Annotated in this window: 21 protein-coding genes; 11 read left to right on the top strand and 10 right to left on the bottom strand. The window is 58.0% G+C overall.

Going from position 1 to position 23,193, the window contains the following annotated elements; translation table 11 throughout:
* Nucleotides 1–45 precede the first annotated feature (45 nt).
* Nucleotides 46–1,518 (top strand): inorganic phosphate transporter, encoded by a 1,473-nt coding sequence (locus tag N018_RS04985; RefSeq protein ID WP_024647292.1) that lies wholly within the window; start codon nt 46–48, stop codon nt 1,516–1,518.
* 168 nt (nt 1,519–1,686) lie between these two features.
* On the opposite strand, the gene N018_RS04980 is transcribed toward N018_RS04985, so the two are convergent.
* Together N018_RS04980 and purU are read right to left on the bottom strand one after the other, a co-directional pair.
* Nucleotides 1,687–1,872, bottom strand: a complete 186-nt coding sequence (locus tag N018_RS04980) for a hypothetical protein (RefSeq protein WP_025388969.1) — start codon at nt 1,870–1,872, stop codon at nt 1,687–1,689.
* Between the two features lie 76 nt (nt 1,873–1,948).
* Nucleotides 1,949–2,800, bottom strand: a complete 852-nt coding sequence (gene purU, locus N018_RS04975; protein ID WP_025388968.1) for a formyltetrahydrofolate deformylase — start codon at nt 2,798–2,800, stop codon at nt 1,949–1,951.
* Nucleotides 2,801–3,156: 356 nt separating this feature from the next.
* On the opposite strand from purU, the gene mvaT reads away from it, so the two are divergent.
* Complete coding sequence (mvaT, locus tag N018_RS04970) at nt 3,157–3,537, top strand: histone-like nucleoid-structuring protein MvaT (RefSeq protein ID WP_002554971.1); 381 nt, start codon at nt 3,157–3,159, stop codon at nt 3,535–3,537.
* 80 nt (nt 3,538–3,617) lie between these two features.
* Here the strand turns inward: mvaT and sbcB are convergent, their stop codons facing one another.
* Nucleotides 3,618–5,048: an exodeoxyribonuclease I gene (gene sbcB / locus N018_RS04965; RefSeq protein ID WP_025388967.1), complete on the bottom strand. Its 1,431-nt coding sequence runs from the start codon at nt 5,046–5,048 to the stop codon at nt 3,618–3,620.
* 180 nt (nt 5,049–5,228) lie between these two features.
* Here sbcB and N018_RS04960 point away from each other — a divergent pair, with 180 nt between their 5' ends.
* Genes N018_RS04960 through N018_RS04935 form a run of 6 tightly spaced genes read left to right on the top strand, consistent with a single transcriptional unit; the run spans nt 5,229 to nt 12,125 of the window.
* Entirely contained in the window at nt 5,229–5,951 is a 723-nt protein-coding gene (locus N018_RS04960) for an RDD family protein (RefSeq protein ID WP_025388966.1), read from the top strand.
* Nucleotides 5,948–6,928 (top strand): stage II sporulation protein M, encoded by a 981-nt coding sequence (locus tag N018_RS04955; protein WP_025388965.1) that lies wholly within the window; start codon nt 5,948–5,950, stop codon nt 6,926–6,928. The genes N018_RS04960 and N018_RS04955 overlap by 4 nt, the downstream gene beginning before the upstream one ends.
* Entirely contained in the window at nt 6,915–8,504 is a 1,590-nt protein-coding gene (locus N018_RS04950; RefSeq protein ID WP_024647286.1) for a DUF4129 domain-containing protein, read from the top strand. Before N018_RS04955 ends, N018_RS04950 begins: the two co-directional genes overlap by 14 nt.
* Nucleotides 8,501–9,730: a DUF4350 domain-containing protein gene (locus N018_RS04945; protein ID WP_025388964.1), complete on the top strand. Its 1,230-nt coding sequence runs from the start codon at nt 8,501–8,503 to the stop codon at nt 9,728–9,730. Before N018_RS04950 ends, N018_RS04945 begins: the two co-directional genes overlap by 4 nt.
* A complete protein-coding gene (locus N018_RS04940) occupies nt 9,727–10,785 on the top strand; it encodes an AAA family ATPase (protein ID WP_025388963.1) in 1,059 nt (352 codons plus the stop codon). The genes N018_RS04945 and N018_RS04940 overlap by 4 nt, the downstream gene beginning before the upstream one ends.
* Nucleotides 10,782–12,125 carry a DUF58 domain-containing protein gene (locus N018_RS04935; RefSeq protein ID WP_025388962.1) on the top strand — a complete coding sequence of 448 codons (1,344 nt, stop codon included), beginning with the start codon at nt 10,782–10,784 and terminating at the stop codon, nt 12,123–12,125. The genes N018_RS04940 and N018_RS04935 overlap by 4 nt, the downstream gene beginning before the upstream one ends.
* Before the next feature lie 39 nt (nt 12,126–12,164).
* Here N018_RS04935 and N018_RS04930 read toward each other — a convergent pair whose 3' ends face one another.
* Nucleotides 12,165–12,524: a PilZ domain-containing protein gene (locus N018_RS04930; RefSeq protein WP_024647282.1), complete on the bottom strand. Its 360-nt coding sequence runs from the start codon at nt 12,522–12,524 to the stop codon at nt 12,165–12,167.
* A gap of 192 nt (nt 12,525–12,716) precedes the next feature.
* The gene (locus N018_RS04925; protein WP_025388961.1) at nt 12,717–13,106 is read right to left on the bottom strand and encodes a tetratricopeptide repeat protein; all 390 of its coding nucleotides are present in this window, start codon (nt 13,104–13,106) and stop codon (nt 12,717–12,719) included.
* A 176-nt stretch (nt 13,107–13,282) separates the two neighbouring features.
* Between N018_RS04925 and pyk the strand changes: the two genes are divergently transcribed.
* Nucleotides 13,283–14,734: a pyruvate kinase gene (pyk, locus tag N018_RS04920; protein WP_003380907.1), complete on the top strand. Its 1,452-nt coding sequence runs from the start codon at nt 13,283–13,285 to the stop codon at nt 14,732–14,734.
* Between the two features lie 147 nt (nt 14,735–14,881).
* On the opposite strand, the gene N018_RS04915 is transcribed toward pyk, so the two are convergent.
* Entirely contained in the window at nt 14,882–15,820 is a 939-nt protein-coding gene (locus tag N018_RS04915; RefSeq protein WP_024647280.1) for an iron-sulfur-binding ferredoxin reductase, read from the bottom strand.
* A gap of 179 nt (nt 15,821–15,999) precedes the next feature.
* On the opposite strand from N018_RS04915, the gene N018_RS04910 reads away from it, so the two are divergent.
* Nucleotides 16,000–17,523, top strand: coding sequence for a fumarate hydratase (locus N018_RS04910; RefSeq protein WP_024647279.1), 1,524 nt, complete (start codon nt 16,000–16,002; stop codon nt 17,521–17,523).
* Between the two features lie 389 nt (nt 17,524–17,912).
* On the top strand, nt 17,913–19,673 hold the full coding sequence (locus tag N018_RS04905; RefSeq protein WP_025388960.1) for a tetratricopeptide repeat protein: 1,761 nt from the start codon (nt 17,913–17,915) through the stop codon (nt 19,671–19,673).
* 117 nt (nt 19,674–19,790) lie between these two features.
* Here N018_RS04905 and N018_RS04900 read toward each other — a convergent pair whose 3' ends face one another.
* The 4 genes from N018_RS04900 to N018_RS04885 form a co-directional block, all read right to left on the bottom strand.
* Entirely contained in the window at nt 19,791–20,948 is a 1,158-nt protein-coding gene (locus tag N018_RS04900; protein ID WP_025388959.1) for a phospholipase D-like domain-containing protein, read from the bottom strand.
* Between the two features lies 1 nt (nt 20,949).
* Nucleotides 20,950–21,531 carry a YceI family protein gene (locus N018_RS04895; RefSeq protein ID WP_024647277.1) on the bottom strand — a complete coding sequence of 194 codons (582 nt, stop codon included), beginning with the start codon at nt 21,529–21,531 and terminating at the stop codon, nt 20,950–20,952.
* Between the two features lie 79 nt (nt 21,532–21,610).
* On the bottom strand, nt 21,611–21,949 hold the full coding sequence (locus N018_RS04890; RefSeq protein WP_025388958.1) for a hypothetical protein: 339 nt from the start codon (nt 21,947–21,949) through the stop codon (nt 21,611–21,613).
* On the bottom strand, nt 21,946–23,052 hold the full coding sequence (locus N018_RS04885; protein ID WP_025388957.1) for a serine hydrolase domain-containing protein: 1,107 nt from the start codon (nt 23,050–23,052) through the stop codon (nt 21,946–21,948). The genes N018_RS04890 and N018_RS04885 overlap by 4 nt, the downstream gene beginning before the upstream one ends.
* Nucleotides 23,053–23,193 lie beyond the last annotated feature (141 nt).

Raw genomic sequence — 23,193 nt, 5'->3', positions numbered from 1 at the left:
TTCTGTCATAATCGCGCCCCCTTCAGACCCGGTCAGAAAACCTACATGATCGATTTATTCAGCGGGCTTGATGCCTGGGTGCTTGTGAGCCTGTTGCTCGCCCTGGCTTTCGTCCTCACCTTCGAGTTCATCAACGGCTTTCATGACACCGCAAATGCGGTGGCGACAGTCATCTACACCAAAGCCATGCCGCCTCATCTGGCCGTGCTCTTTTCCGGTGTATTCAACTTTCTCGGTGTGCTGCTGGGCGGTGTGGGCGTTGCCTATGCGATCGTCCATCTGTTGCCGGTTGAGCTGTTGATCAACGTCAATACCGGACACGGTCTGGCGATGGTGTTCTCGCTGCTGGCGGCGGCGATCACCTGGAATCTGGGCACGTGGTATTTCGGTATTCCTGCCTCCAGCTCGCACACCCTGATCGGTTCGATCCTGGGCGTAGGTCTGGCCAACGCCCTGATCAACGACATCCCTCTGGCCGATGGCGTCAACTGGCAGAAGGCGATCGATATCGGCGCCTCGCTGGTGTTCTCGCCGCTCGCAGGTTTCATCGTTGCAGGGCTGGTGCTGATCGGTCTGAAATGGTGGCGGCCGCAGTCGAAGATGCACAAGACGCCGGATCAACGCCGCAAGCTTGACGACAAGAAGCATCCGCCGTTCTGGAACCGTCTGGTGCTGGTCATCTCCGCCATGGCAGTCAGCTTCGTACACGGCTCCAATGATGGTCAGAAAGGTATCGGCCTGATCATGCTGGTGCTCATCGGCATCGTACCGAGCCAGTTCGTGCTGGACCTGACCAGTACCACCTACCAGATCGAGCGCACCCGCGACGCCACGTTGCATCTGAGCCAGTTCTATCAGCGCAACAGCAGTACGCTCGGCGAATACCTGGCGATGGGCAAGGCTGAAAAAGGCGACTTGCCGTCCAGCTCTGCCTGCAACCCGAAACAGACCGAGCCGACCATCGACGCACTGCTCGACCGCCTCAAAGGTGTGTCCGACTACCATGCGTTACCGTCCGAAAGCCGCATCGAAGTGCGCCGCTATTTACTGTGCCTGGATGACACCGCGCGCAAGGTCGGCAAATTGCCAGACTTGGGCGTGCGTGAAAAATCCGACCTGGAGAAGCTGCGCAAGGACCTGACCGCCACCACTGAATACGCGCCTTTCTGGGTGATTCTGGCGGTCGCACTGGCGCTGGGCATTGGCACCATGGTGGGCTGGAAACGTGTCGTGCTGACCATCGGCGAGAAGATCGGCAAGCAGGGCATGACTTACGCCCAGGGCATGTCGGCACAGATCACAACGGCCTGCGCCATCGGCCTCGCCAACGTATTCAGCCTGCCGGTTTCCACCACCCACATTCTGTCATCGGGTGTTGCCGGGACCATGGTTGCCAACAAGAGCGGCCTGCAAGGTGGAACGGTTCGAACCATTCTGCTGGCTTGGGTCCTTACCCTGCCCGCCACTGTCGCGCTGTCCGCCGCCCTGTTCTGGCTGGCCTCGAAGGCGCTGTCCTGATTTGAGCCTTTTCAGGCGGTGCGCACTGCGCACCGCCTGAACGCTTCCATAACGTCTGTTGCGTGCGCTTTCTGCTGCGCGACGGTGAGCTCATACCCCAGCCAACTGACCGCCTGTGGCATGACACTCTTCATTGCCCGCTCTACTCAAAACTCGACTTGATTGCGCTCAGGCATCTTCCTGTAGCGGGGACGGCTGTTCATCTGATTGCTGCAACTGGCGCCACAGCTCTGCAGCACCGTCGAAGTCGGCACCGTTTTCCGGAGTCAGGGCAGCGGGGTCGTAGCGGCTCAGGCAGCCTTCGCCAAGGACTGCGGGCGGTGTCGAGACAGCTTTGTCGAGAGGGTCGGTCATCAGGCTGGCACCTTGCGCGTAACGCCATAACCCACAGGGAATGGCAGGCGCGCAACAGGCGCGCCTGCATCAGAGATTAGTCGAACACTACCGTTTTGTTGTCATGCACCAGAACACGGTCTTCCAGATGCGCACGCAGACCACGGGCAAGTACCATCTTTTCTACATCACGACCAAAGCGCACCATGTTTTCGATACTGTCGCGATGGCTGACGCGCACCACATCCTGCTCGATGATCGGACCGGCATCCAGCTCTTCGGTCACATAGTGGCACGTCGCACCAATCAGCTTCACGCCGCGCAGCGATGCCTGATGATAGGGCTTGGCGCCCACAAATGAAGGCAGAAAGCTGTGGTGAATATTGATGACCTGATGGGCGTATTCGCGGCACAACTGCGGCGGCAGAATTTGCATATAACGCGCCAGAACCACAACGTCCGCCTGATGATGCCCAACCAGACGCGACACCTCGGCAAACGCGGGCTCCTTGTCTTTGGGGTCCACCGGAACATGGTAGTAAGGGATGTTATGCCACTCGACCATGCTGCGCAGGTCCTGGTGGTTTGAAATCACACAAGCGATATCACAATCGAGTTCATCAGTGTGCCAGCGGTGCAGCAAGTCCGCCAGGCAGTGCGATTCACGGCTGGCCATGAGCACGACGCGCTTCTTCTGCGCCGAATCAGTGATGCGCCAGTCCATCGAAAACGCTTCGGCAATCGGCGTGAAGGCCTCACGGAACCCGTCCAGATCAAAAGGCAGTGTGTCGGCACGAATCTCGTGACGCATGAAAAACCAGCCGCTGAGATTGTCCGAGTGATGACTCGCTTCGGTGATCCAGCCGTTATGGGAGGCCAGAAAGTTACTGACTTTGGCAACGATGCCGACGCGGTCCGGGCAAGCAATCACCAGACGAAAAGTGCGCATTAGGGGAAACTCCAGAACTTCGCAAAGCCGCCATTCTAGCGGCTGCGCAGGAAAACTGCAGTATCTCTGTTGCCTGAATGCAGCCCTCGAAAAGCACGGCCCCGACACAAAAGATTGCACCGTGCCACTATCTGCTTTTAGCGAGCCCGATGCTAAACAAGACCTCTATTAAGAAGGGTTTTATCCGAGGTTATTTTCAAGAGCGCGCCGCCCGCTTCTAGTTCAGACGTCTGTAGGACGTGTGTATATTTCTAAATAATTCAAATAAAACTTTTATTTAATGTTTACTTGCCCTTTTGCAGTGACTATTATTACCGCACTGTATCCCTGCACCCCTCACAACATAAGGTCCCCTCATGTCCCTGATCAACGAATACCGTGCCACAGAAGAAGCCATCAAAGAACTGCAAGCCCGTTTGAAAAACCTGTCGCAAGACGACAAACTGCAAACCGAGCTGGAATTCGAAGGCAAACTGCGCACACTGATGGGCGAATATCAAAAATCGCTGCGTGACATCATTGCTTTGCTGGACCCGGACGCCAAGGTTAACAAGGCTCCACGTGGCGGCGCAGTTAAACCTGCCGGCACCAAGCGCGCTCGCAAGGTCAAGCAATACAAGAACCCGCACAACGGTGAAGTCATCGAAACCAAAGGTGGCAACCACAAAACGCTGAAAGAGTGGAAAGCCAAGTGGGGCAGCGATGACGTAGAAAGCTGGGCCACTCTGCTGGGCTAAGCTGCACACGGTCGCTATTCATTGCGATTGAAAAAACGCCAGCGTGCTGGCGTTTTTTATTGCCTGCTATTTATAGCGGCTTATAGCTGCAAACGCGCAGTCAACAGCTGGGCGTAATCCTGCCATTGACGTAACACCTCCAATTGCTCTGGTGTGGCACTAAGCGACTGTTCAATCAGCGCGGCCGTAAAGTCCTGCAGGGTGTTGGGCGCGCCCCACTCCGGGCTGCGTAACCGGTCCTGACAGAAACGCTGCCAACGCTGCTGCTCTTCAAGACTCAGGGTCTCCGGAAAGTTACGCGCTCGATAGCGAAATAACAGCTCAGGCAAACGCGCATCGTCGAAGGGCCAGGCGTCGCGCGTCAACTGCTCGGGGTCAGCAAGTCGTACTTGCTCGCACAGCCGACGATCACGGTCACTAATAAATCCGTCATATAACTGTTGTTCGGGATCTTCACTTGCCGTGAAGTCATCCTTGCCGTAAAGGGCCAACACTTTGTCCTGCCAAACTTCGCGGCTTTCACTCAGACGCGCCACACGCGATTGATAACCTGTCATGTCCAGTTGCAGACGTTCTTGATCTTCGTTGCGCAGCACGCCCATGGGTGCAATCACCGGGCAGCGATTTATATGAAGTAATTTGAGCGGTACGGGTAGTTCACCTTCGTTCAACGCCTCATGCCGGGTATATAAGCGCTGCTTAAGTGTCGCCGCGTCCTGGTCCAACAAAGGCGAGGGATCCAGATGCAGGTCACAGACGATCAGCGCGTTGCGATTATGCGGATGCCAGGCCAGCGGTAACACCACGCCCAGGTAATGGCGCGCTGCAGAAAAACGTCCGGAGATATGCACCATTGGCTGCATCAGACGAATCTGATCCTGAACTTTCTGTTTACTGCGCAGCGCAAATAGATAGTCGTAAAGTTTTGGCTGTTTCTCACGAATCAAACGGGCCAGCGCTATCGTTGCACGCACATCGGACAATGCGTCATGCGCCTGCCCATGATCGATTCCGTTGGCAGCCGTGAGGCGCTCCAGCTTAAGCGTTACCCGCCCATCCTGTTCGGGCCAGACAATCCCATCGGGACGCAAGGCATAAGCCGCCCGCACCACATCGATCAGATCCCAACGACTGTTGCCGCCCTGCCACTCGCGCGCATACGGATCGAAAAAGTTGCGATAAAGGCTATAACGGGTCACTTCGTCATCAAAACGCAGCGTGTTGTACCCCGCGCCACAGGTGCCGGGCGCAGACAGCTCAGCGTGTACACGGGTCATGAAGTCTGCTTCACACAGGCCCTTTTCCGCCAGCGTGGCCGGTGTGATTCCGGTAATCATGCACGCAGCAGGGTGCGGCAGGATGTCATCACTGGGCTGACAATACAGATTGACCGGAGGCGCGATTTCATTGAGCTCGGCGTCGGTACGGATGCCAGCCATCTGCAACGCACGATCATTGCGCGGATTGATGCCGGTGGTTTCGTAGTCATACCAAAAAATGCTGGAAGTCACGGGCTGATCCTGAACAAAAGACCCGCCAAGTGTAGGGTGTCAAAGACGTCGTTGGCTAATCGGGTAAAGTCCCGCCCACCGGGAAATCTTTTCTTACAGCTCGCGTAATGAATGGCTGGTTGCTTAGCACTGCGCGGGTGGCTAGCATCAGTATTCGGTCTCAAGGTGCGCTCTTCGATAATGTCACCCTCTCCAGCTTTGCCAAGGAATGCAGTGAACAGACCGCTGGACACTCGCATCGAGATCGAAACCCCGGAAGGTATCGACATGATTCTTCGGCCTGCCGGCCTGGTTTCCCGCGCGCTGGCTTTCGCTGTCGACCTCGCCATTCGGGCCGGCGTCATCGGCATACTGTTCGTGCTACTGCAACTATTCGACAAGCTCGGAATGGGCCTCGCGGCCATCGCCATCTTTCTGGTCAACTGGTGGTACATGGTGCTGTTCGAAGTCCTCAATCAAGGCCGCACGCCGGGCAAGCGAATGCTCGGCCTCCGCGTCGTGCATGACGACGGCACTCCCATTGACTGGTCTTCATCGGTGATACGCAACCTGCTGCGTTTCGTCGACATGCTACCGCTGGGGTACAGCCTTGGAGCGATTACCTGCCTTAATCATCCGCTGTTCAAACGCTTGGGCGACCTGGCCGCCGGCACGCTGGTGATTTACAGCGACCGGCCCGCCCTGCGCCCTGTGGTACCGCACGCCGAGCCGGTTATTGTGCCGTTTGCCCTGCGGCTGGACGAACAGCGGGCACTGTTGAGCCTGGCTGAACGACAGGGAGAACTGTCCGCCGCCCGCACCCAGGAGCTGGCTGCGATTCTGGCCGAGCCGTTGCACATCCCGGCCGACAAGGCGGTGGGGCATGTGAATGGCATCGCCCGCAGCCTGCTGGGGCCTACATGAAACAAAGCCAGTTCGAAACCCGTCATGAACAGGAGTGGCAACGCTTCGGCCAACGTCTGGATGCGCTGGAGCGCGGCAAAGCCGATGCCGCTGCCAGTGAGACCTTCCCCGGCGACTACCGCCGCATTTGCCAGCATCTGGCCTTGGCTCAGGAACGAGGCTACAGCAGCCACCTCATCGACCCGCTGCACCAGTTGGCCATGCGCGGCCATCAACAGCTCTATCGCCATCGCAGCGCATCGGGCGCACGCTTATTGGGCTTTATTCTGGCGGGTTTCCCCAGGCTGGTTCGCGCGGAGTGGCGCTTCGTGCTGGTCGCCAGTCTGCTGTTTTTCGTCAGCCTGATTGGCATGGGTCTGCTGGTCTACGGCTTTCCAGAGCTGATCTACAGCGTCGTGAGCCCGGAACAGCTTAGCGAGATGCAGAGCATGTATGACCCGTCCGCCAGCCGGATCGGGCAAGCCGCCGAACGCACATCCGACGCCGACTGGATGATGTTCGGCTACTACATCATGAACAACATCGGCATCGCCTTTCAAACCTACGCCAGCGGTTTGCTGTTCGGCCTGGGCAGCCTGTTCTTCCTGCTATTCAACGGCCTGATGATCGGCGCAGTCGCGGGGCATCTGACCGATATCGGCTACGGTCAGACCTTCTGGTCGTTCGTGATCGGCCACGGTGCTTTCGAACTGACCGCCATCGCCCTGGCCGGGGCTGCCGGGCTCAAACTAGGTTGGGCGCTGCTCGCCCCAGGCAGACTGACCCGCAGCGCAGCCTTGCGCGTTGCAGCCAAAACCAGCGTGCAGCTGATCGGCGGGGTGATTCTGTTTCTGCTGATTGCGGCGTTCATCGAAGCCTATTGGTCATCAATGACCTGGCCTGGTCCCGTGATCAAGTACCTGGTGGGTGCCCTGCTATGGGGGCTGGTGGCCGCCTATCTGACCTTCGCCGGACGGATAACCCATGCGCCTGACTGAATCGAGCGTCGCCATACGTCCTCGTTCTCCCTGGGAAGCCATTGATCTTGGCGTGCTGCTGGCCGGACAGCATCGCAGCTTGCTGATGGGCAGTTGGGCTATTGTGACGCTGCCGTTTTTTTGCCTGCTCAGCCTGCTGCTCTGGGACTATCCCTCGGCGGTCATTTTCCTGTTCTGGTGGCTGAAGCCCGCCTTCGAACGCCTGCCGCTGCTCATCCTGTCCCAGTCGCTGTTCGGCGCGCCACCGACCCTCAGACAAGCCCTGAAAGCCTGGCCGGCCACCCTGAAAAGTCAGCTGTTGCCCAGCCTGCTATGGCACCGCCTTAGCCTGAGCCGCAGCTTTGAGTTACCGGTGCAGCAACTTGAACATCTGTCAGGCACCGAACGCGCCATACGTGTCGGTCTGCTCAGTCAAAAAGACCTGCGCGCCGCGCGGATGCTCACGGTCGTAGGCGCACACCTGGAATACTCGCTGTGGATCGGCCTGCTGATTCTGCTTTATGCCCTGATTCCTCAACAGGTACAGGTCGACTGGCGCTGGCTGAGCGTGCTCGATCTTGAAAGCCAGCGAGTGTGGATCGATCACCTGACCAACCTGTTTTATGTGCTGGCGCTGGTCCTCTGGGAGCCGGTCTATGTCGCCTGCGGCTTCACCCTTTATCTCAACCGCCGCACCGTCCTTGAAGCGTGGGATATCGAGCTGGTGTTCAGACGTTTGCGCCAGCGGCTGATCGGCAGCGCCTATGTGCTATTGATCGGCTTCGGACTGGTCCTGTCGACCGCGCCGGCGCCGGCATGGGCAGAGCAGCAAGAATACAGCTGCCCATTGCCCGACAGCAGCGAGCTGCAAGCGAATCAGTCTCTGGCTGCGCCCGACACACCACGCCTGACTCGCCAGACGCTGACCAGCGAAGCGTCCCGAAACAAGATAAACGAGGTGCTGCAACAGCCACCGTTCAAGAACCTCAAGACCGAAACAGGCTGGCGCTTCCCCGAAAAACAGGCGGACAAACCGAGCGGGCGGGAACATCACGATCAAGGCTGGCTGATCAAATGGCTAAACAGGTTGTTGCTGGCGACCCACGGCATCGCCCGTTTTGTCGAAGTACTTCTCTGGACGGCAGTGCTGGGCCTGACCGGCTTGCTGATCTGGCGTTATCGACAGTGGGTAACGACCTTTGTCAGCCGTGGTACGGGCAGGAAAAAAACCGTAACCGCGAGACCCGAGCAGCTTTTCGGCCTTCAAGTGAGCGCCGAAAGCCTCCCGGACGATGTCGCTGGTCATGCCGAACAGCTCTGGGCCAGCCAGCCGCGTGAAGCCTTGGGCTTGCTGTACCGCGCCCTCCTCAGCCGCTTGCTGACCGACTACCAACTGCCGTTGAAAAGCGCCGACACTGAAGGGCAGGTTCTGGAGCGTATAGCGTCGCTGGACCAGCCGCTATTGAACGAATTCAGCAACACCCTGACCCGTCACTGGCAAGCACTCGCCTACGGCCACCGCCTGCCTCCCGCTCACGCGCAGCAGGAACTCTGCGACGGCTGGCGGCAACTGTTCAATTCGGCGGCGAAATCATGAGCCGCCGCAATGGAGCAATGATTGGCATATCGATCGGCTTGTTGGTCGTCGCACTGCTGGCAGCCGCAGGGATTTACCTGAGCAGCCATCTGGAGCGCTACGAGAAAACTGTCGATCAGGGACCGTCACCTGAGGCAAAGGCCAACCCGTGGCTGGCAGCCAAGCAGTTCCTGCAAGGGCTGTCGGTTCCGGTCAACACCACCGACACGCTGGTGCAGCTGCCCGATCCACGTCAGAGCACACAGACTCTTTTGCTGTTCAATGACCGAACGAACATGACACCCGCACAAACCGAGCGCCTGCTGAGCTGGGCCGAATCGGGTGGGCACTTGCTGTTCGTCGCGGAAAAACTCTGGAATGAAAAAAAGGGCCGCAGCGGTGATCTGCTGCTGGACAGGTTACAGATTCATCAATACCTGACCCGCGACATCAACGCTCAGGAACGGCAACTGGACGACGCGCAGCCAATGCCGCCCATTCCCCTGATGAAACCCGCCCTGCCGCACAAAAAAGTGCCCTGGCCCAAGCTGACCCGCTTGTATCTGGAGAACGAAAGCGCGCCAGCCTACATGAGTTTCGAGCCAGCATTTCATCTGGAGGACCCGGAAGACAATGCCCAATCGTGGGCCAATAGTGGTGACGCCACGCACCTCATGCAGATCAGCCGTGGCGACGGCATGATCACGGTGATCACTGACGCCGACCTATGGAAAACCCATTCGATCGGCAATTACGACAACGCTTGGCTGCTCTGGTACCTGACGCAAGGCAGCGAAGTGACCATGGTGCTGCAAACCGAACACGACAACCTGTTGAGTCTGCTGCTGCGCAACTTCCCCCAGGCGCTGTTGGCATCGGCGTTACTGATTGCCTTCGGTCTGTGGCATGTCGGAATGCGCGAAGGCCCGCTGCAGAAACCTGCCTCCCTGGCGCGCCGCCAGTTGACCGAGCACCTGCGCGCCAGCGCCGAGTTTCTGCGCAGACGCACCGGCCAGCAGACCCTGATCAAAAGTCTGCAACAGGATGTACTGCGCCGCGCCCGTCAGGTTCATCCCGGCTTCGAGCAACTGGTGGTCGCCGAACAATGGCAGGTGCTGTCGCGCCTGACACGCCAACCGACCAGCGCCATCAGCGATGCCCTGCGCCCACGACCGGCGCAACGCCTTTCACACAGCGAATTCACCCGTCAGGTGGCCCACCTGCAAACCCTCAGGAATGCCTTATGAGCGATCAAACGCCCGAACACATCGCCAGCGCCGAGCCTGTTGTAGAGCCCGTCACCGAGCAGGTCAGCCCGACGAGCACTGCAAGCACCCAGGCGCAGCAACGCCAGCGCGCCAGCCAGCTGGCTCAGGCGTTGCGCACTGAGCTGCAAAAAGCCGTGATCGGTCAGAACGCGGTCATCGACGACGTGCTGACCGCGCTGATCGGTGGCGGGCATGTTCTGCTGGAAGGCGTACCGGGGCTGGGCAAGACGCTGCTGGTCCGGGCGCTGGCCAGTTGCATCGGTTGCGAGTTCGCGCGCATCCAGTTCACGCCGGATCTGATGCCCAGCGATGTCACCGGGCACGCTGTGTACGACATGCAGACCGAGCAGTTCAAGCTGCGCAAGGGGCCGCTGTTCACCAACCTGCTGCTGGCCGACGAGATCAACCGGGCACCGGCCAAGACACAGGCCGCCCTGCTGGAAGCCATGCAAGAACGGCAGGTCACGCTTGAAGGACGAGCCCTGCCAATTCCGCAACCATTCATGGTGCTGGCGACCCAGAACCCCATCGAGCAGGAAGGTACCTATCCCCTGCCCGAAGCCGAACTGGATCGCTTCATGCTCAAGCTGCGCATGGACTATCCCGAAGCCAGGGAAGAGTTGGACATGGTGCGTCAGGTCACTCGCTCTTCGCGCGCCGACATGCTGGATGTAAAACCGCTCAGGGTCATCATGCAGGCCCGTGAAGTTCAGGCCCTGCAACGCATTGCCAGCGAGCTGCCCCTTGACGAGCAGGTTCTGGACTACGCAGTAAGGCTGGCCCGCAGCACGCGAACCTGGCCCGGACTCAGCCAGGGCGCAGGCCCTCGAGCGTCGATTGCGCTGGTTCGGGGTGGACGCGCGCGGGCCGTGCTGCGGGGTGGCGAGTTCGTCACCCCGGATGATATCAAGGGCTGCGCGCTGGCTGTGCTGCGGCACCGGGTACGCCTGTCGCCAGAATTGGACATCGAAGGGCTGTCGGTGGATCAGGTGCTCAGGCAGATCCTCGATCAGGTTTCGGCACCGCGCCTGTGAAGCAGATGCTCAGGCCGTCGGTCACGATGCTCCGCTGGCTCGGGGCGCTGACGTGCGGCGCAATGCTGCTCGGGACGCTGCATGCGCTGGGTATCGACTATCCGGCGCAGCTCGACAGCCTGTATTGGGGGGCATTGCTGGTGTTGGCGATTGCCAGCGTGCTCGACGCATTCTGGTTGGCTCGCCAGGCGTCGCCGCAGGTAAAGCGCCATCTGCCGGGAAGCCTGGCGCTGGATCGCTGGAACGAAGCTCGGCTCGATCTTGAACACCACGGTTCCAGACCGTTGACGCTGCGCGTTTTCGACCATCTGCCCCACGGCCTTGAATGCGAAAACCTGCCGCAATCCATTACGCTGCCAGCAGGCGAAAAAGGCCAGCTCGGCTACCGGCTGCGACCGTCAAGCCGGGGCTACTTCACGTTCGAACAGTGTGAAATCAGCCTGCCGGGCCGTTTGCGATTGTGGACAACCCGGCGCTATCTGGCCTTGCACAGCAGCACTCGCGTCTACCCGGACTTCGCACGGCTTTACGGCGGACAACTGCTGGCGGTGGATAACTGGATAAGCCAGCTGGGTGTGCGTCAGTTGCAACGGCGCGGGCTGGGTATGGAATTCAACCAATTGCGCGAATTTCGGGAGGGCGACAGCCTGCGCCAGATCGACTGGAAAGCCACGGCGCGTCAGCGTACCCCGATAGCCCGCGAATATCAGGACGAGCGCGACCAGCAGATCGTCTTCATGCTCGATTGCGGACGCCGCATGCGCAGCCAGGACGGTGACCTTTCGCATTTCGATCACGCTCTCAATGCCTGTCTGCTGCTGAGTTATGTCGCATTGCGTCAGGGCGACTCGGTAGGCCTCACGACATTTGCCGGCGACGAGGACCGCTACCTGTCGCCTGTCAAAGGGCCGGGGCATCTTAACCTGCTGCTGAATACGGTCTATGACCTGCAGACCACCCGGCGTCCGGCCGACTACAGCGCAGCCGTTCGTCAATTGATGATCCGACATAAAAGACGGTCACTGATCGTGCTGGTGACCAACCTTCGCGACGAAGACGACGAAGAGCTTTTGGCGGCGGTCAGGCAACTGAGTCGCCAGCATCGCGTGCTGGTCGCCAGTCTGCGGGAGGAAGTGCTGGACAGTCTGCGCCAGTCACCCGTGCAAACCTATGACCAGGCGCTGGACTACTGCGGGACGATGAATTTTCTCAACGCCCGGACAGCACTTCATGACCGGATCAGCGCTCAAGGCGTTGCGGTCATGGATGCGCGCCCTAAAGAACTTGGGCCACAGCTGATTACTCGTTACTTGAGCTGGAAAAAGGCAGGCACACTATGAGGCAGAACCTTTGTGTGTAATCGGCAAGGTCAGCACAGCTCAGGCAGAAGCCTCATAGGACGGGTAGAACGAGAAGTAACGTCGCAGCATCTGGACATAGTCCAGATACATTGACGAAACCTGCGACAACTCGAAGCCAGAATCGTAGCTACCGGGCGTTTCGTCCTCGTTGCACCAGAGGCACAAGGCGTTTACATCGATGACCTCGGCGCCGGTTGCAAAGGGCATTTTCAAGACCAGGTCGAACCGCGCGCCCACGAGCATGGGCATGTGACTTATAAGCATGAGTCCGTCTTCGGAAACATTACCCAGGCAACCTACAGGCTTGCCTGTATGGAAGTTGAAAACCTGAAGGTAGTCATGCAGTTGGTGCCGTTCTATTCTTCGCTCTTTATGCATGGCAGGCCGCCTTCGGAAACCACTGGGCATGGTTACGTAAAACTGCACGCTCACCACAGCTACCCAATACGTCGAGCTGCAGAAAGTCCTTGAAGCAGAGCTTTACAGCTCGTCTGTTCCTTAAGCGACAGACTAGCCCAGTTTCATCCGAAATCCACCCGACAGCGATATTTTCCACCCAAATGGATGCGGCTATTTTGAAACGGGAGGGCGTGGGGCAGGCATCACTCTGACCGGCTGGGCCTGAGGGTAATGACCCAGTTGCGCCAGCGTGTCGAGCCTTGCCCGTGCACGGTAAGCATATTCACTTTGCGGGTACTGCGTTAGAAGGAATTGATAGGTCTGCGCAGCATCTACGTACAATTTCTGACGTTCCAGGCATTGCCCGCGCAGCATCGAGACCTCCGGCTGCACATAGCGACGCTCACGGCTCTGGCGTTCGACCTTGGACAGATCGAGCATCACGCGCTCGCAATCGCCTTCCTGATAAGCGCGGTAGGCATGATCCAGATTGGAGTTCATTGCCCAGCGATTGCATCCGCTGAGCGTAATCAGTAATACAACAATCGTTACAATACGCATGGGAGTCTCCTGTTCTCTGCGCTTTATCGGCTCGACAGCCAGTTTCTTCAGGCAAATCGAGCACCAATCGTCAGCCAGGTGCCCTGCCCGCCCCCGGCGCGGCTGTGCAAAGGAACAATGACTAAACACCCAGAGAGGAGTAGCCTCTCGCTGCGCTTCAATCAAGGAGTTTGTGCATGACCGTACGCCGCACCAAAATCGTCGCCACACTTGGCCCTGCCAGCAATTCACCAGAAGTCATCGAGCAACTGATCCTCTCGGGTCTCGACGTTGCCCGCCTGAACTTCTCCCACGGCACCCCGGATGAGCATAAGGCTCGCGCTAAACTGATCCGTGAAATTGCCGCCAGACACGGGCGTTTCGTCGCTCTGCTGGGTGACTTGCAAGGTCCTAAAATCCGTATTGCGAAGTTCACAGACAAACGAATCGAGCTGAAGGTCGGTGACAAGTTCACCTTCTCCACCGCTCATCCGCTGACCAGTGGCAACCAGCAAATCGTGGGTATCGACTACCCGGATCTGGTCAAGGATTGCGGCGTAGGCGACGAGTTGTTGCTCGACGACGGTCGCGTGGTCATGCGCGTCGACACCCAGACCGCGCACGAGCTGCACTGCACGGTGCTGATCGGCGGTCCGCTGTCCGACCATAAAGGCATCAACCGTCGCGGCGGCGGCCTCACGGCTCCGGCGCTGACCGAGAAGGACAAGCAGGACATCAAGCTCGCTGCCGAAATGGACCTGGACTACCTGGCCGTTTCCTTCCCGCGCGATGCCGCTGATATGGAATATGCCCGCCAGTTGCGTGACGAATCCGGTGGCACAGCGTGGCTGGTTGCCAAGATCGAACGCGCTGAAGCGGTCGCCAATGACGAAGTGCTCGACGCACTTATCCGCGCCAGTGACGCTGTCATGGTTGCTCGTGGTGACCTGGGTGTTGAAATCGGCGACGCCGAACTGGTGGGTGTTCAGAAACGCATCATTCTGCACGCACGTCGCCACAACAAGGCAGTAATCGTCGCCACGCAGATGATGGAGTCGATGATTTCCAGCCCGATGCCGACCCGTGCTGAAGTTTCAGACGTGGCCAACGCCGTGCTCGATTACACCGACGCCGTCATGCTCTCGGCAGAAAGCGCAGCAGGTTCCTACCCGGTAGAAGCGGTGCAGGCCATGGCACGTATCTGCGTCGGCGCTGAAAAGCACCCGACCGGTAAAACGTCCAGCCACCGTATCGGCCACTCGTTCACGCGTTGTGACGAGAGCATTGCGCTGGCCGCCATGTACACCGCCAACCACTTCCCTGGCGTGAAGGCGATCATTGCGCTGACCGAAAGCGGCTATACCCCGCTGATCATGTCGCGTATTCGCTCTTCGGTACCGATCTACGCGTTCTCCCCGCACCGTGGCACTCAGGCGCGCGCGGCGATGTTCCGTGGCGTCTACACCGTGCCTTTCGATCCGGGAGCCCTGCCGCCAGGTCAGGTCAGTCAGGCTGCAGTCGACGAACTGCTCAAGCGTGGGCTGGTCGAGCAAGGCGATTGGGTCATCCTGACCAAGGGTGACAGCTACCACACCATTGGCGGCACCAACGGCATGAAGATTCTGCACGTTGGCGACCCATTGGTCTGATAGCCACACGCTGCAAACAAAGGCCCCGGCTCTCAAGAGTCGGGGCCTTTTGCATGGTGTCATGCCTGCCGGAATGTGACGCAGAGCGTCGCGCAAGGCGTTCCCACGCTGGAGCGTGCGGAACGAGAGCGGTAACTGACGAGCCTCTTATTCCCGCGCCAAAAACACATCCGCCAGTAGCTGATTGCGCGGTAACCCTGCCAGGTACAACCGCTTGGCAAACATCTCTACGCTATCAGCACTGCCGCATACCAGTGCCATGGCGCGCCGGGACAACAGGCGCAGGTCGGCCAGCGCTGCCTGTAGCGTCTGCGCGGTGATGAGTTGTACTGACAGGTGCGGGTGAAGCGCGGCCAGCGCCTGTAACTCGTCTGCCAGGTAGTGTTCCTGACTGTCACGGGCCAGATGGATCAGTTGGATCGTGCCTTGATGCTCCTGACGCAAAGCTTCACGCAATATGCCCCATAACGGCCCGAGCCCGGAACCCGACGCCAGCAGCAGCAAGGGTTTTTCCTGCCAGTCAGCGTCATAACGCAGTGCCCCGCCACGCAGTTCGCCAAGCCTCAGCGCATCGCCCACACGCAGTTGTCGGGCAGCGTCGCAGAATGCACCGGGATAACGGCAATCGATATGGAATTCCAGAAACGGGTCTTCACCCGGCAGGCTAGCGAGTGAATAAGGCCGTGCAACGCCATTCTCAGTCCATAGCACCTGATGCTGACCAGCGCCGTAGCGCAACGGGCGCAAAGGTGCCAGACGCAAACGCAGCAGCGTCGGACTGAGCCAGTCGCAGCCGGTCACTGTTGCAGGAAGGCCGTCGCGTTGCGGGTCGAACACCTCGACCGCCAGGTCCTGGCTCACTCGGCACTGACAGGCAAGACGCCAACCCTGCTGGCGTTTTTCAGCGGGCAACGCGTCGGGCAATGCATCGGCAGGTTCACCCTGAACGCAGCGCACTAAGCACGCATGGCAACTGCCCGCACGACAACTGAACGGAACCGCCACACCCGCATCGTTCAGGGCATCGAGCAGATTGTCGGCCGCTGCCACCGTCCAGCTACGCTCACCAACACGCAATTGAGGCATCAAACCGCCTTATGCAGAAAATAAACGCGATTGTACAGACTGGTCTGTCGGGCGGGTTATACTGCCGCGCCTTTTTGCGCCCGCTACGGCTAACCTGACAGCTCTGGTTCAAGCCGCAGTTCCAGACTGCCGCCGATAGCGTAATTGAATGTTCCCGTCCTTACAGAGGAGCGCGCCGCATGACCGTGATCAAGCAAGACGACCTGATTCAGAGCGTTGCAGACGCCCTGCAGTTCATTTCCTATTACCACCCCGTGGATTTCATCCAGGCCATGCACGAGGCGTACCTGCGTGAAGAGTCGCCTGCCGCTCGCGACTCCATCGCCCAGATCCTGATCAACTCGCGTATGTGCGCGACCGGTCATCGCCCGATCTGTCAGGACACCGGCATCGTCACCGTTTTCGTGCGCGTCGGTATGGACGTACGCTGGGACGGCGCCACCATGGGCCTGGACGACATGATCAACGAAGGTGTGCGTCGCGCCTACAACCTGCCCGAGAACGTGCTGCGCGCGTCGATACTCGCCGACCCGGCAGGCGCTCGCCGAAACACCAAGGACAACACGCCGGCGGTCATCCACTACTCCATCGTCCCGGGCAACACCGTGGAAGTGGACGTGGCGGCGAAAGGCGGCGGCTCGGAAAACAAATCGAAGATGGCGATGCTCAACCCGTCCGACTCGATCATCGACTGGGTACTGAAAACCGTACCGACCATGGGTGCTGGCTGGTGCCCTCCCGGCATGCTCGGCATCGGCATCGGTGGTACGGCTGAAAAAGCCGCGGTCATGGCCAAGGAAGTGTTGATGGAGTCCATCGACATTCATGAGCTGAAAGCCCGCGGCCCGCAGAGCCGTATCGAAGAGATGCGTCTGGAGCTGTTCGAGAAGGTCAATCAACTGGGCATCGGCGCTCAGGGCCTTGGCGGTCTGACCACCGTGCTTGACGTCAAGATCATGGATTACCCAACCCACGCTGCTTCACTGCCGGTGTGCATGATCCCCAACTGCGCCGCCACCCGTCACGCCCACTTCGTCCTCGACGGCACCGGCCCTGCTTCGCTGGAGGCTCCATCACTGGATGCCTATCCGGAAATCGTCTGGGAAGCCGGTCCATCGGCCCGTCGCGTCGACCTCGACACCCTGACCCCGGAAGACGTGCAAAGCTGGAAACCGGGCGAAACCGTGCTGCTGAACGGCAAGATGCTCACCGGTCGCGACGCTGCGCACAAACGCATGGTCGAGATGCTCAACAGGGGCGAAACCCTGCCGGTGGACCTCAAGGGCCGCTTTATCTACTACGTTGGCCCGGTTGATCCGGTACGTGAAGAAGTAGTTGGTCCTGCCGGCCCGACAACGGCGACGCGGATGGACAAGTTCACCCGCCAGATCCTCGACCAGACCGGCCTGCTGGGCATGATCGGTAAATCCGAACGCGGCCCGACCGCTATCGAAGCAATCCGCGACCACAAGGCCGTGTACCTTATGGCCGTCGGTGGCGCAGCTTACCTGGTGGCTCAGGCGATCAAGAAATCCCGAGTCGTGGCCTTCGCCGAACTGGGCATGGAGGCGATCTACGAGTTCGAGGTCAAGGACATGCCGGTGACCGTTGCGGTAGACAGCACCGGTGAATCCGTCCATATCACCGGTCCGCAGATCTGGCAGAAAAAGATCAGCGACAGTCTGGCGGTGGAAGTGCAGTAGGTTTTGACGTGAAACGCGATTACAAACCCGGCGAATGCCGGATTTGTAATCGGTTTAAGCCTATATTCAAGATACCAGTAATTTATTGGCACTGACAGAATACCCAAATCGTCGCTGAGACATATTTCTATGCAGAAAACATTAATAAGGGCCCTGTGTAAGTATTAAGGGCATAAGCTCTGCCCTAGATACCAGCAAGAAACTCGCTTTTCAACGAGCTCCGTCGATTCCTAAATTTTGGGCCACGAGAGAATACCTCGCTCCATGCATGCTTCTCACCCCTGCCCATCAGATTTGCCTCAGCGAAAAACTTAGCGATCTTAGATAGAAATGCAAACGTAGAGGCATTATGATACCTCCTGTTCTTTGCTTACTCTCAAGGATGACTGATGCCTCATAATGAAGTGCAGGAATGGACACTGGAAGGTGTTTTGGACGAACTGGCCCGCTTGGACGGCTCAATGCATGATAGGCACTTTGCATTTATTCTCGGCTCTGGAGCGTCATTTTCGTCTAATATACCGACTGGAAAAGACCTCGCCCAGCGCTGGCTTACCGACCTTCATCTTCGAGAATGCAGGAACGGGCAATCGATTCAAGAGTGGACCAAGGAAAGCGGTATAGGAAACGGAGAATTAACATTCGAAACTGCTGCCGAGTTCTACCCTCAGATTTTTGAGCGCCGCTTTCGGGGAGATCGCGAATCAGGGTACGCAGAGTTGGAAAAACACATGGATGGTAAAACCCCAAGCCTAGGGTACACACTGCTTGCCGAAATAATACAAGAAACTAGACACAAGGTAGTTATTACAACCAACTTTGACAATCTGGTAGCAGATGCTCTATCAATGCATGCTCACCAATCACCACTCGTTGTTGCTCATGAATCATTAGTCGGTTTCGTTCGCCCCCAACTTCGTAGACCGCTCGTTGCAAAGATTCACCGCGACCTTTATTTCAACCCTATCAATGATCACGATGGGGTGTCCAACCTGGAAGAAGGTTGGAAAATTGCACTTAAAAAACTTTTTCAGTACTTCACCCCTGTCGTAGTGGGTTACGGTGGCAATGATGGAAGCTTGATGGGGTTGCTCAATAGCCTTGAGCTGGGAGATATCGCTGGTAGAATGATTTGGTGCTATCGAAATGGCTCGCCACCTCCGTTACTAGCCCAGGAAGTACTCGCCAAGCATGATGGAATAAAAGTACAGATCCCCGGATTTGACGAGTTCATGTTGCAACTAGCAGCAAAACTTGTGCCAAACTTTGATTTAAATAGAATTTCTGAGCGCACCGAAGAGCTCGGAAAGAAAAGTGCTGAACGGTATCGCAAGCAAGCCGAGCAGTTGATAAAAAGCTTGGAAAAAGGCACTGAGGAGCAACTGAATACGCGAAGAGTAATGGCACAGTCAGTTCATAGCAAAAAAAGTTGGTGGTCATGGGAGATAGAAGCGGTCGCGGCGTCTGCCCCTGAAGAGAAAGAGGAGATATACAAGCAGGGGTTATCTCAGTTCCCTGACAGCCCTGAGCTACTTTATAACTACGCCATTTTTTTAGCCGCCACTAAAAATGATCCAGATAGCGCAAAATCGATGTATGAAAAGGCTTTAAAACTAGCACCAAAAGACCACGAGATCCTGCATAACTATGCAGAGATAGTTATTAATCATGACGGGGACTACAGCAAAGCATTGGAACTCCTTGAGGAGGCCTTATCTATTGCTCCTGAAGACTCTGATGTAATTGGTCTTTATGCAGAAGCACTTGTTAAAAATAAAGAACTATCGCGAGCGAGCAAAGTTTATCAGAAAGCAGTAAAAAACCACCCCGACAATGCAGATATCTCACTGAGTTACGCTGATTTTTTATCTGACCATCTTAATAACTACGATCTAGCGGAAAAATACTACCAAAGAGCAATGGAGCTAAATCCCCACAACGTCCTTATTTTGCTTAATTATGCAAAATTTTTAGCTTTTCAATACATGAAGAGTAACGAGGCTAAACAAATAATCCAAAAGGCTGTTGAGCTTTACCCTGACAACCTGAAAGTTAAAGAAACGCATGATGCAATTTTGAAGATTCTAACACCAGCGCCTGCACGAAAAAACGCCAGAAAAAAATCTGATAGTATCAACATTCAGCAATAGCTTTAGACAATTCTACGCAGGCTGTGTCGGACCTTGCCCCTCTTTTCTCAAAGTATTCGGGACAGCGTAGCTAGAGTACAGCAAGCAGCTGCAAGCTACCCTATAACATATAACACCTCAATTCCGATGATCCAGCATGTTCACCACCAGCCGGTCGATCCAGCCCCACAAGCGCTGTTTGACCCGCCTCCACAATGGTCTGGCTTTCCAGTCTTCCAGCGTTGTTTCGGCGCTCAGGGCGAAGTCTTTTTCGAAGCTGGCAACCACATCCCGGGTCAGGCCCGGGTCAAGGGCTTCGAGGTTGGCCTCCAGGTTGAAGTGCAGGTTCCAGTGGTCGAAGTTGCACGAGCCAATACTCACCCAGTCATCGATCAGGACCATTTTCAGGTGCAGGAAACACGGCTGGTATTCGAAGACTTTGACACCGGCACGCAGCAAACGCGGGTAATAGCGGTGGCCAGCGTAGCGCACGGACGGGTGATCGGTGCGCGGGCCGGTCAGCAACAGACGCACATCGACGCCCCGCGCCGCGGCACTACGCAGCGCCCGGCGAACTTTCCAGGTGGGCAGAAAATACGGGGTGGCGAGCCAGATACGCTTCTGGCCGCTGTGCAAGGTGCGCACCAATGACTGCAGAATGTCGCGATGCTGGCGCGAGTCGGCATACGCCACACGGCCCAGCCCCTCACCGGATGCCGGCATTTTCGGCAACTGCGTCAGACCAAAGTTCTGCTTCGGGCGCCAGGCAAAGCGCCGGGCATTGGCGTGAAACTGACGGTCGAACAAGGCCTGCCAGTCCAGAACCAGCGGCCCGCTGATTTCCACCATGACCTCGTGCCATTGGCTGACGTCTTTGTCCGGCTCCCAGAATTCATCGGTCACACCGGTGCCGCCGACCACAGCCAGGGTCTTGTCCACGACCAGGATCTTGCGATGGTCACGGTAGAAATTACGCACGCCACGCCGCCAGTGAATCGGGTTGTAGAAGCGCAGGATGACGCCGGCATCGGTCAGTTGCTGGCGCAACCCGGCATCGAATGCTTTTGAACCGAAGTCATCGAACAGGCAACGGACTATCACGCCACGTCGTCCCGCCTCGACCAGCGCCCGCACGATGGCATCCGCGCAGGCCCCGGCCTCGACCAGGTACAGCTCCAGATCAACCTGCTGCTCGGCCCGATCTATTGCCGCGATCATACGCGGGAAGAACGCCGGGCCGTCGATCAACAATTGGAAACGGTTGTTTTCACGCCATGGAAAAATCGCACCGTTCATGTCAGCGCGCCGTGAAAATAAGGACAGCGCCTACAGGCACCGACAGGCTGACCGCAGACAAACCTGCGGTTTTGCGCAAGGCGGTGAAGTCTGGCACCAGGTCGAAATCCTGTGCATGAACCACCAGTGGCTCCAGCGTCACCACCTGAAAGCGACGCTCGTCGAGGCGCGTGACCAACAATTCGGCATTGTAACTATGGGTCTTGCCACGCAGGCGCACGGACAGCGGCAGGCGCAGCTCCAGTTGCGCGCCAGGGGCCAGATCATTGATCGGCCGCATATTCAGTTGCGCGTTGATCTGCGCAGAAGGAAATGTTCGAACCTGAAACACCTGTTCACGAAGGCGCTCGTCGCGCAACGGAATGCCGGTGCTGACCGAGTCCATCTCGATCTCGACCTCAGCCAGCCCTTTGTTGCCCACCTTGCCGTGCAGCACCAGAAAGCGTTGCACTTCGGCAATGTCGGAATCTTTGGTTGACGTGAAAGAGAGCCGTGAAGACTCGTTGTCCAGATACCAGTTGGCATGGGCAGGTAACGCCACTGCGGCCAGCATGACCAGCAGCAGACGAATTGTGTTGAGCATGCAGACTCCAGACGAGCATTTGAGGGCCACCTTACCGCCTGTCAGACCACCGGCATACCGCTATGTTCGCCCAAAATTTTCATGGGGCGGGCGGCAACAGCCGACAGCCTTGGCGCTCGCCTTGCCACGCCGCACTGCTGGTTCGTCCAAGGCCGCTGGCGACTACCCGTTTCTGCCCGGAGTCGTCTGTCAGGGTGCTCGGCACGTACTGTTTGACGTAGCCCCGACAGTACGCTTCGGGATTGTTCATCACGTACCGGCACGAGCAGTATTCCTTGGCGGTGTAGGCGCTGATGATGGTCGGGAATGCCTGCAAATTAACGCGATACTGCCAGGCAAGTACCGCGAGTGCAGCAACGATCAGCAACAACAGGCTGCTGAACGGGCGACGCAGGATGAACATTCGACGGCTGCTCATTGGCCACCCTCCTTACCGAATGCTGCTTGTGTCAGCTTGAGCATTTGATTGTGGTTGTACGTGCCATCGCGATCATCGGCGTAGCGCACGATCACCAGTTTCTCGTCGGGGATCACATACAACGCCTGCCCCCAATGGCCCAGCGCGGCGAAGGTATTGGCGGGTGCGTCGGGCCACGGCCCTTTGCCTCCATCAGCGGTGTGATTAAGCCACCACTGGCCGCCCGGCACTTCGACAGTCGCGTCTACTTGCTCGCCGGCAAAAGGCGTCAGCACGAAGTTCATCCACTCCTGATTGAGCAACTGCCGACCTTGCCACTGCCCACCACGCTGCATCAAAAGGCCGATGCGTGCCAGGTCGCGAGCCGTCAGGTAGGCATAGGACGAGCCCACGAAGGTGCCGCTGCCGTCGGTTTCCCAGACGGCCCCCCGAATACCCAGCGGGTCAAACAGCGCTTTCCATGGGTAATCCGCATAAGCCTGCTGCCCGACCATGGTTTTCAACGCCGCGGCCAGCACGGCGCTGTCGCCACTGGAATACAGGTACGCCTTGCCTGCCGGCCTGGCTGCGGCGTGATCGGCGGTGAAGCGCGCCATGTCGTCACGCCCGCGGGTGTAGAGCATGGCGACCACGGAAGAGTTGAGCGGCGCGTACTCGTAGTCCTCCTGCCAGTCCAGGCCTGACGCCCAGTGCATGAGGTCCTTGAGGGTGATATCGGGATGCGCCTGGAACGGCGCGTAGAACCTGGCGACCGGATCATTCAACTGAAAGCGCCCCTCTGTGAATGCCACTCCCAACACAGTCGCCATGATGCTCTTACTGATAGACCAGGTCAGGTGCGGGGTCTGGGCAGTGGTGACACCGGCATAACGCTCGTAGACCACTTCACCATCGCGGATGACCAGCAGCGCATCGGTGCGGATGCCTTTGCGGGTTTCTTCGTCTCTGGGTGGGAAGGCGTAGGTTTCGAGCTCTTCAATGGCCGAAGATCGCGGCACTGAGCGGGAGGGCCACTGCTCGGCTGGCCAGGTTTCGGCGGCAGCGTTGTGCAGGTTGATGCCCAAAATCAAAAGCAGACACAGATGGATGAATCGACGAGGCATGGCTAAGTCTCGAAAAGTTTATCCGCGCACATTAGCAGCGCTTCATGACAGCCAGTCAACACGCAGGATTGCCGCTCCCCTTCAAGGGCGGACGCAGAGCGTCGGCACGATAGACCCATAACCGGGCGGATGAGGATGACC

Origin of the sequence: Pseudomonas syringae CC1557 (genome assembly GCF_000452705.1) — a bacterium.
In the GTDB taxonomy this organism is placed as follows: domain Bacteria; phylum Pseudomonadota; class Gammaproteobacteria; order Pseudomonadales; family Pseudomonadaceae; genus Aquipseudomonas; species Aquipseudomonas syringae_F.
This window is presented reverse-complemented; position numbering and strand designations above follow the sequence as displayed.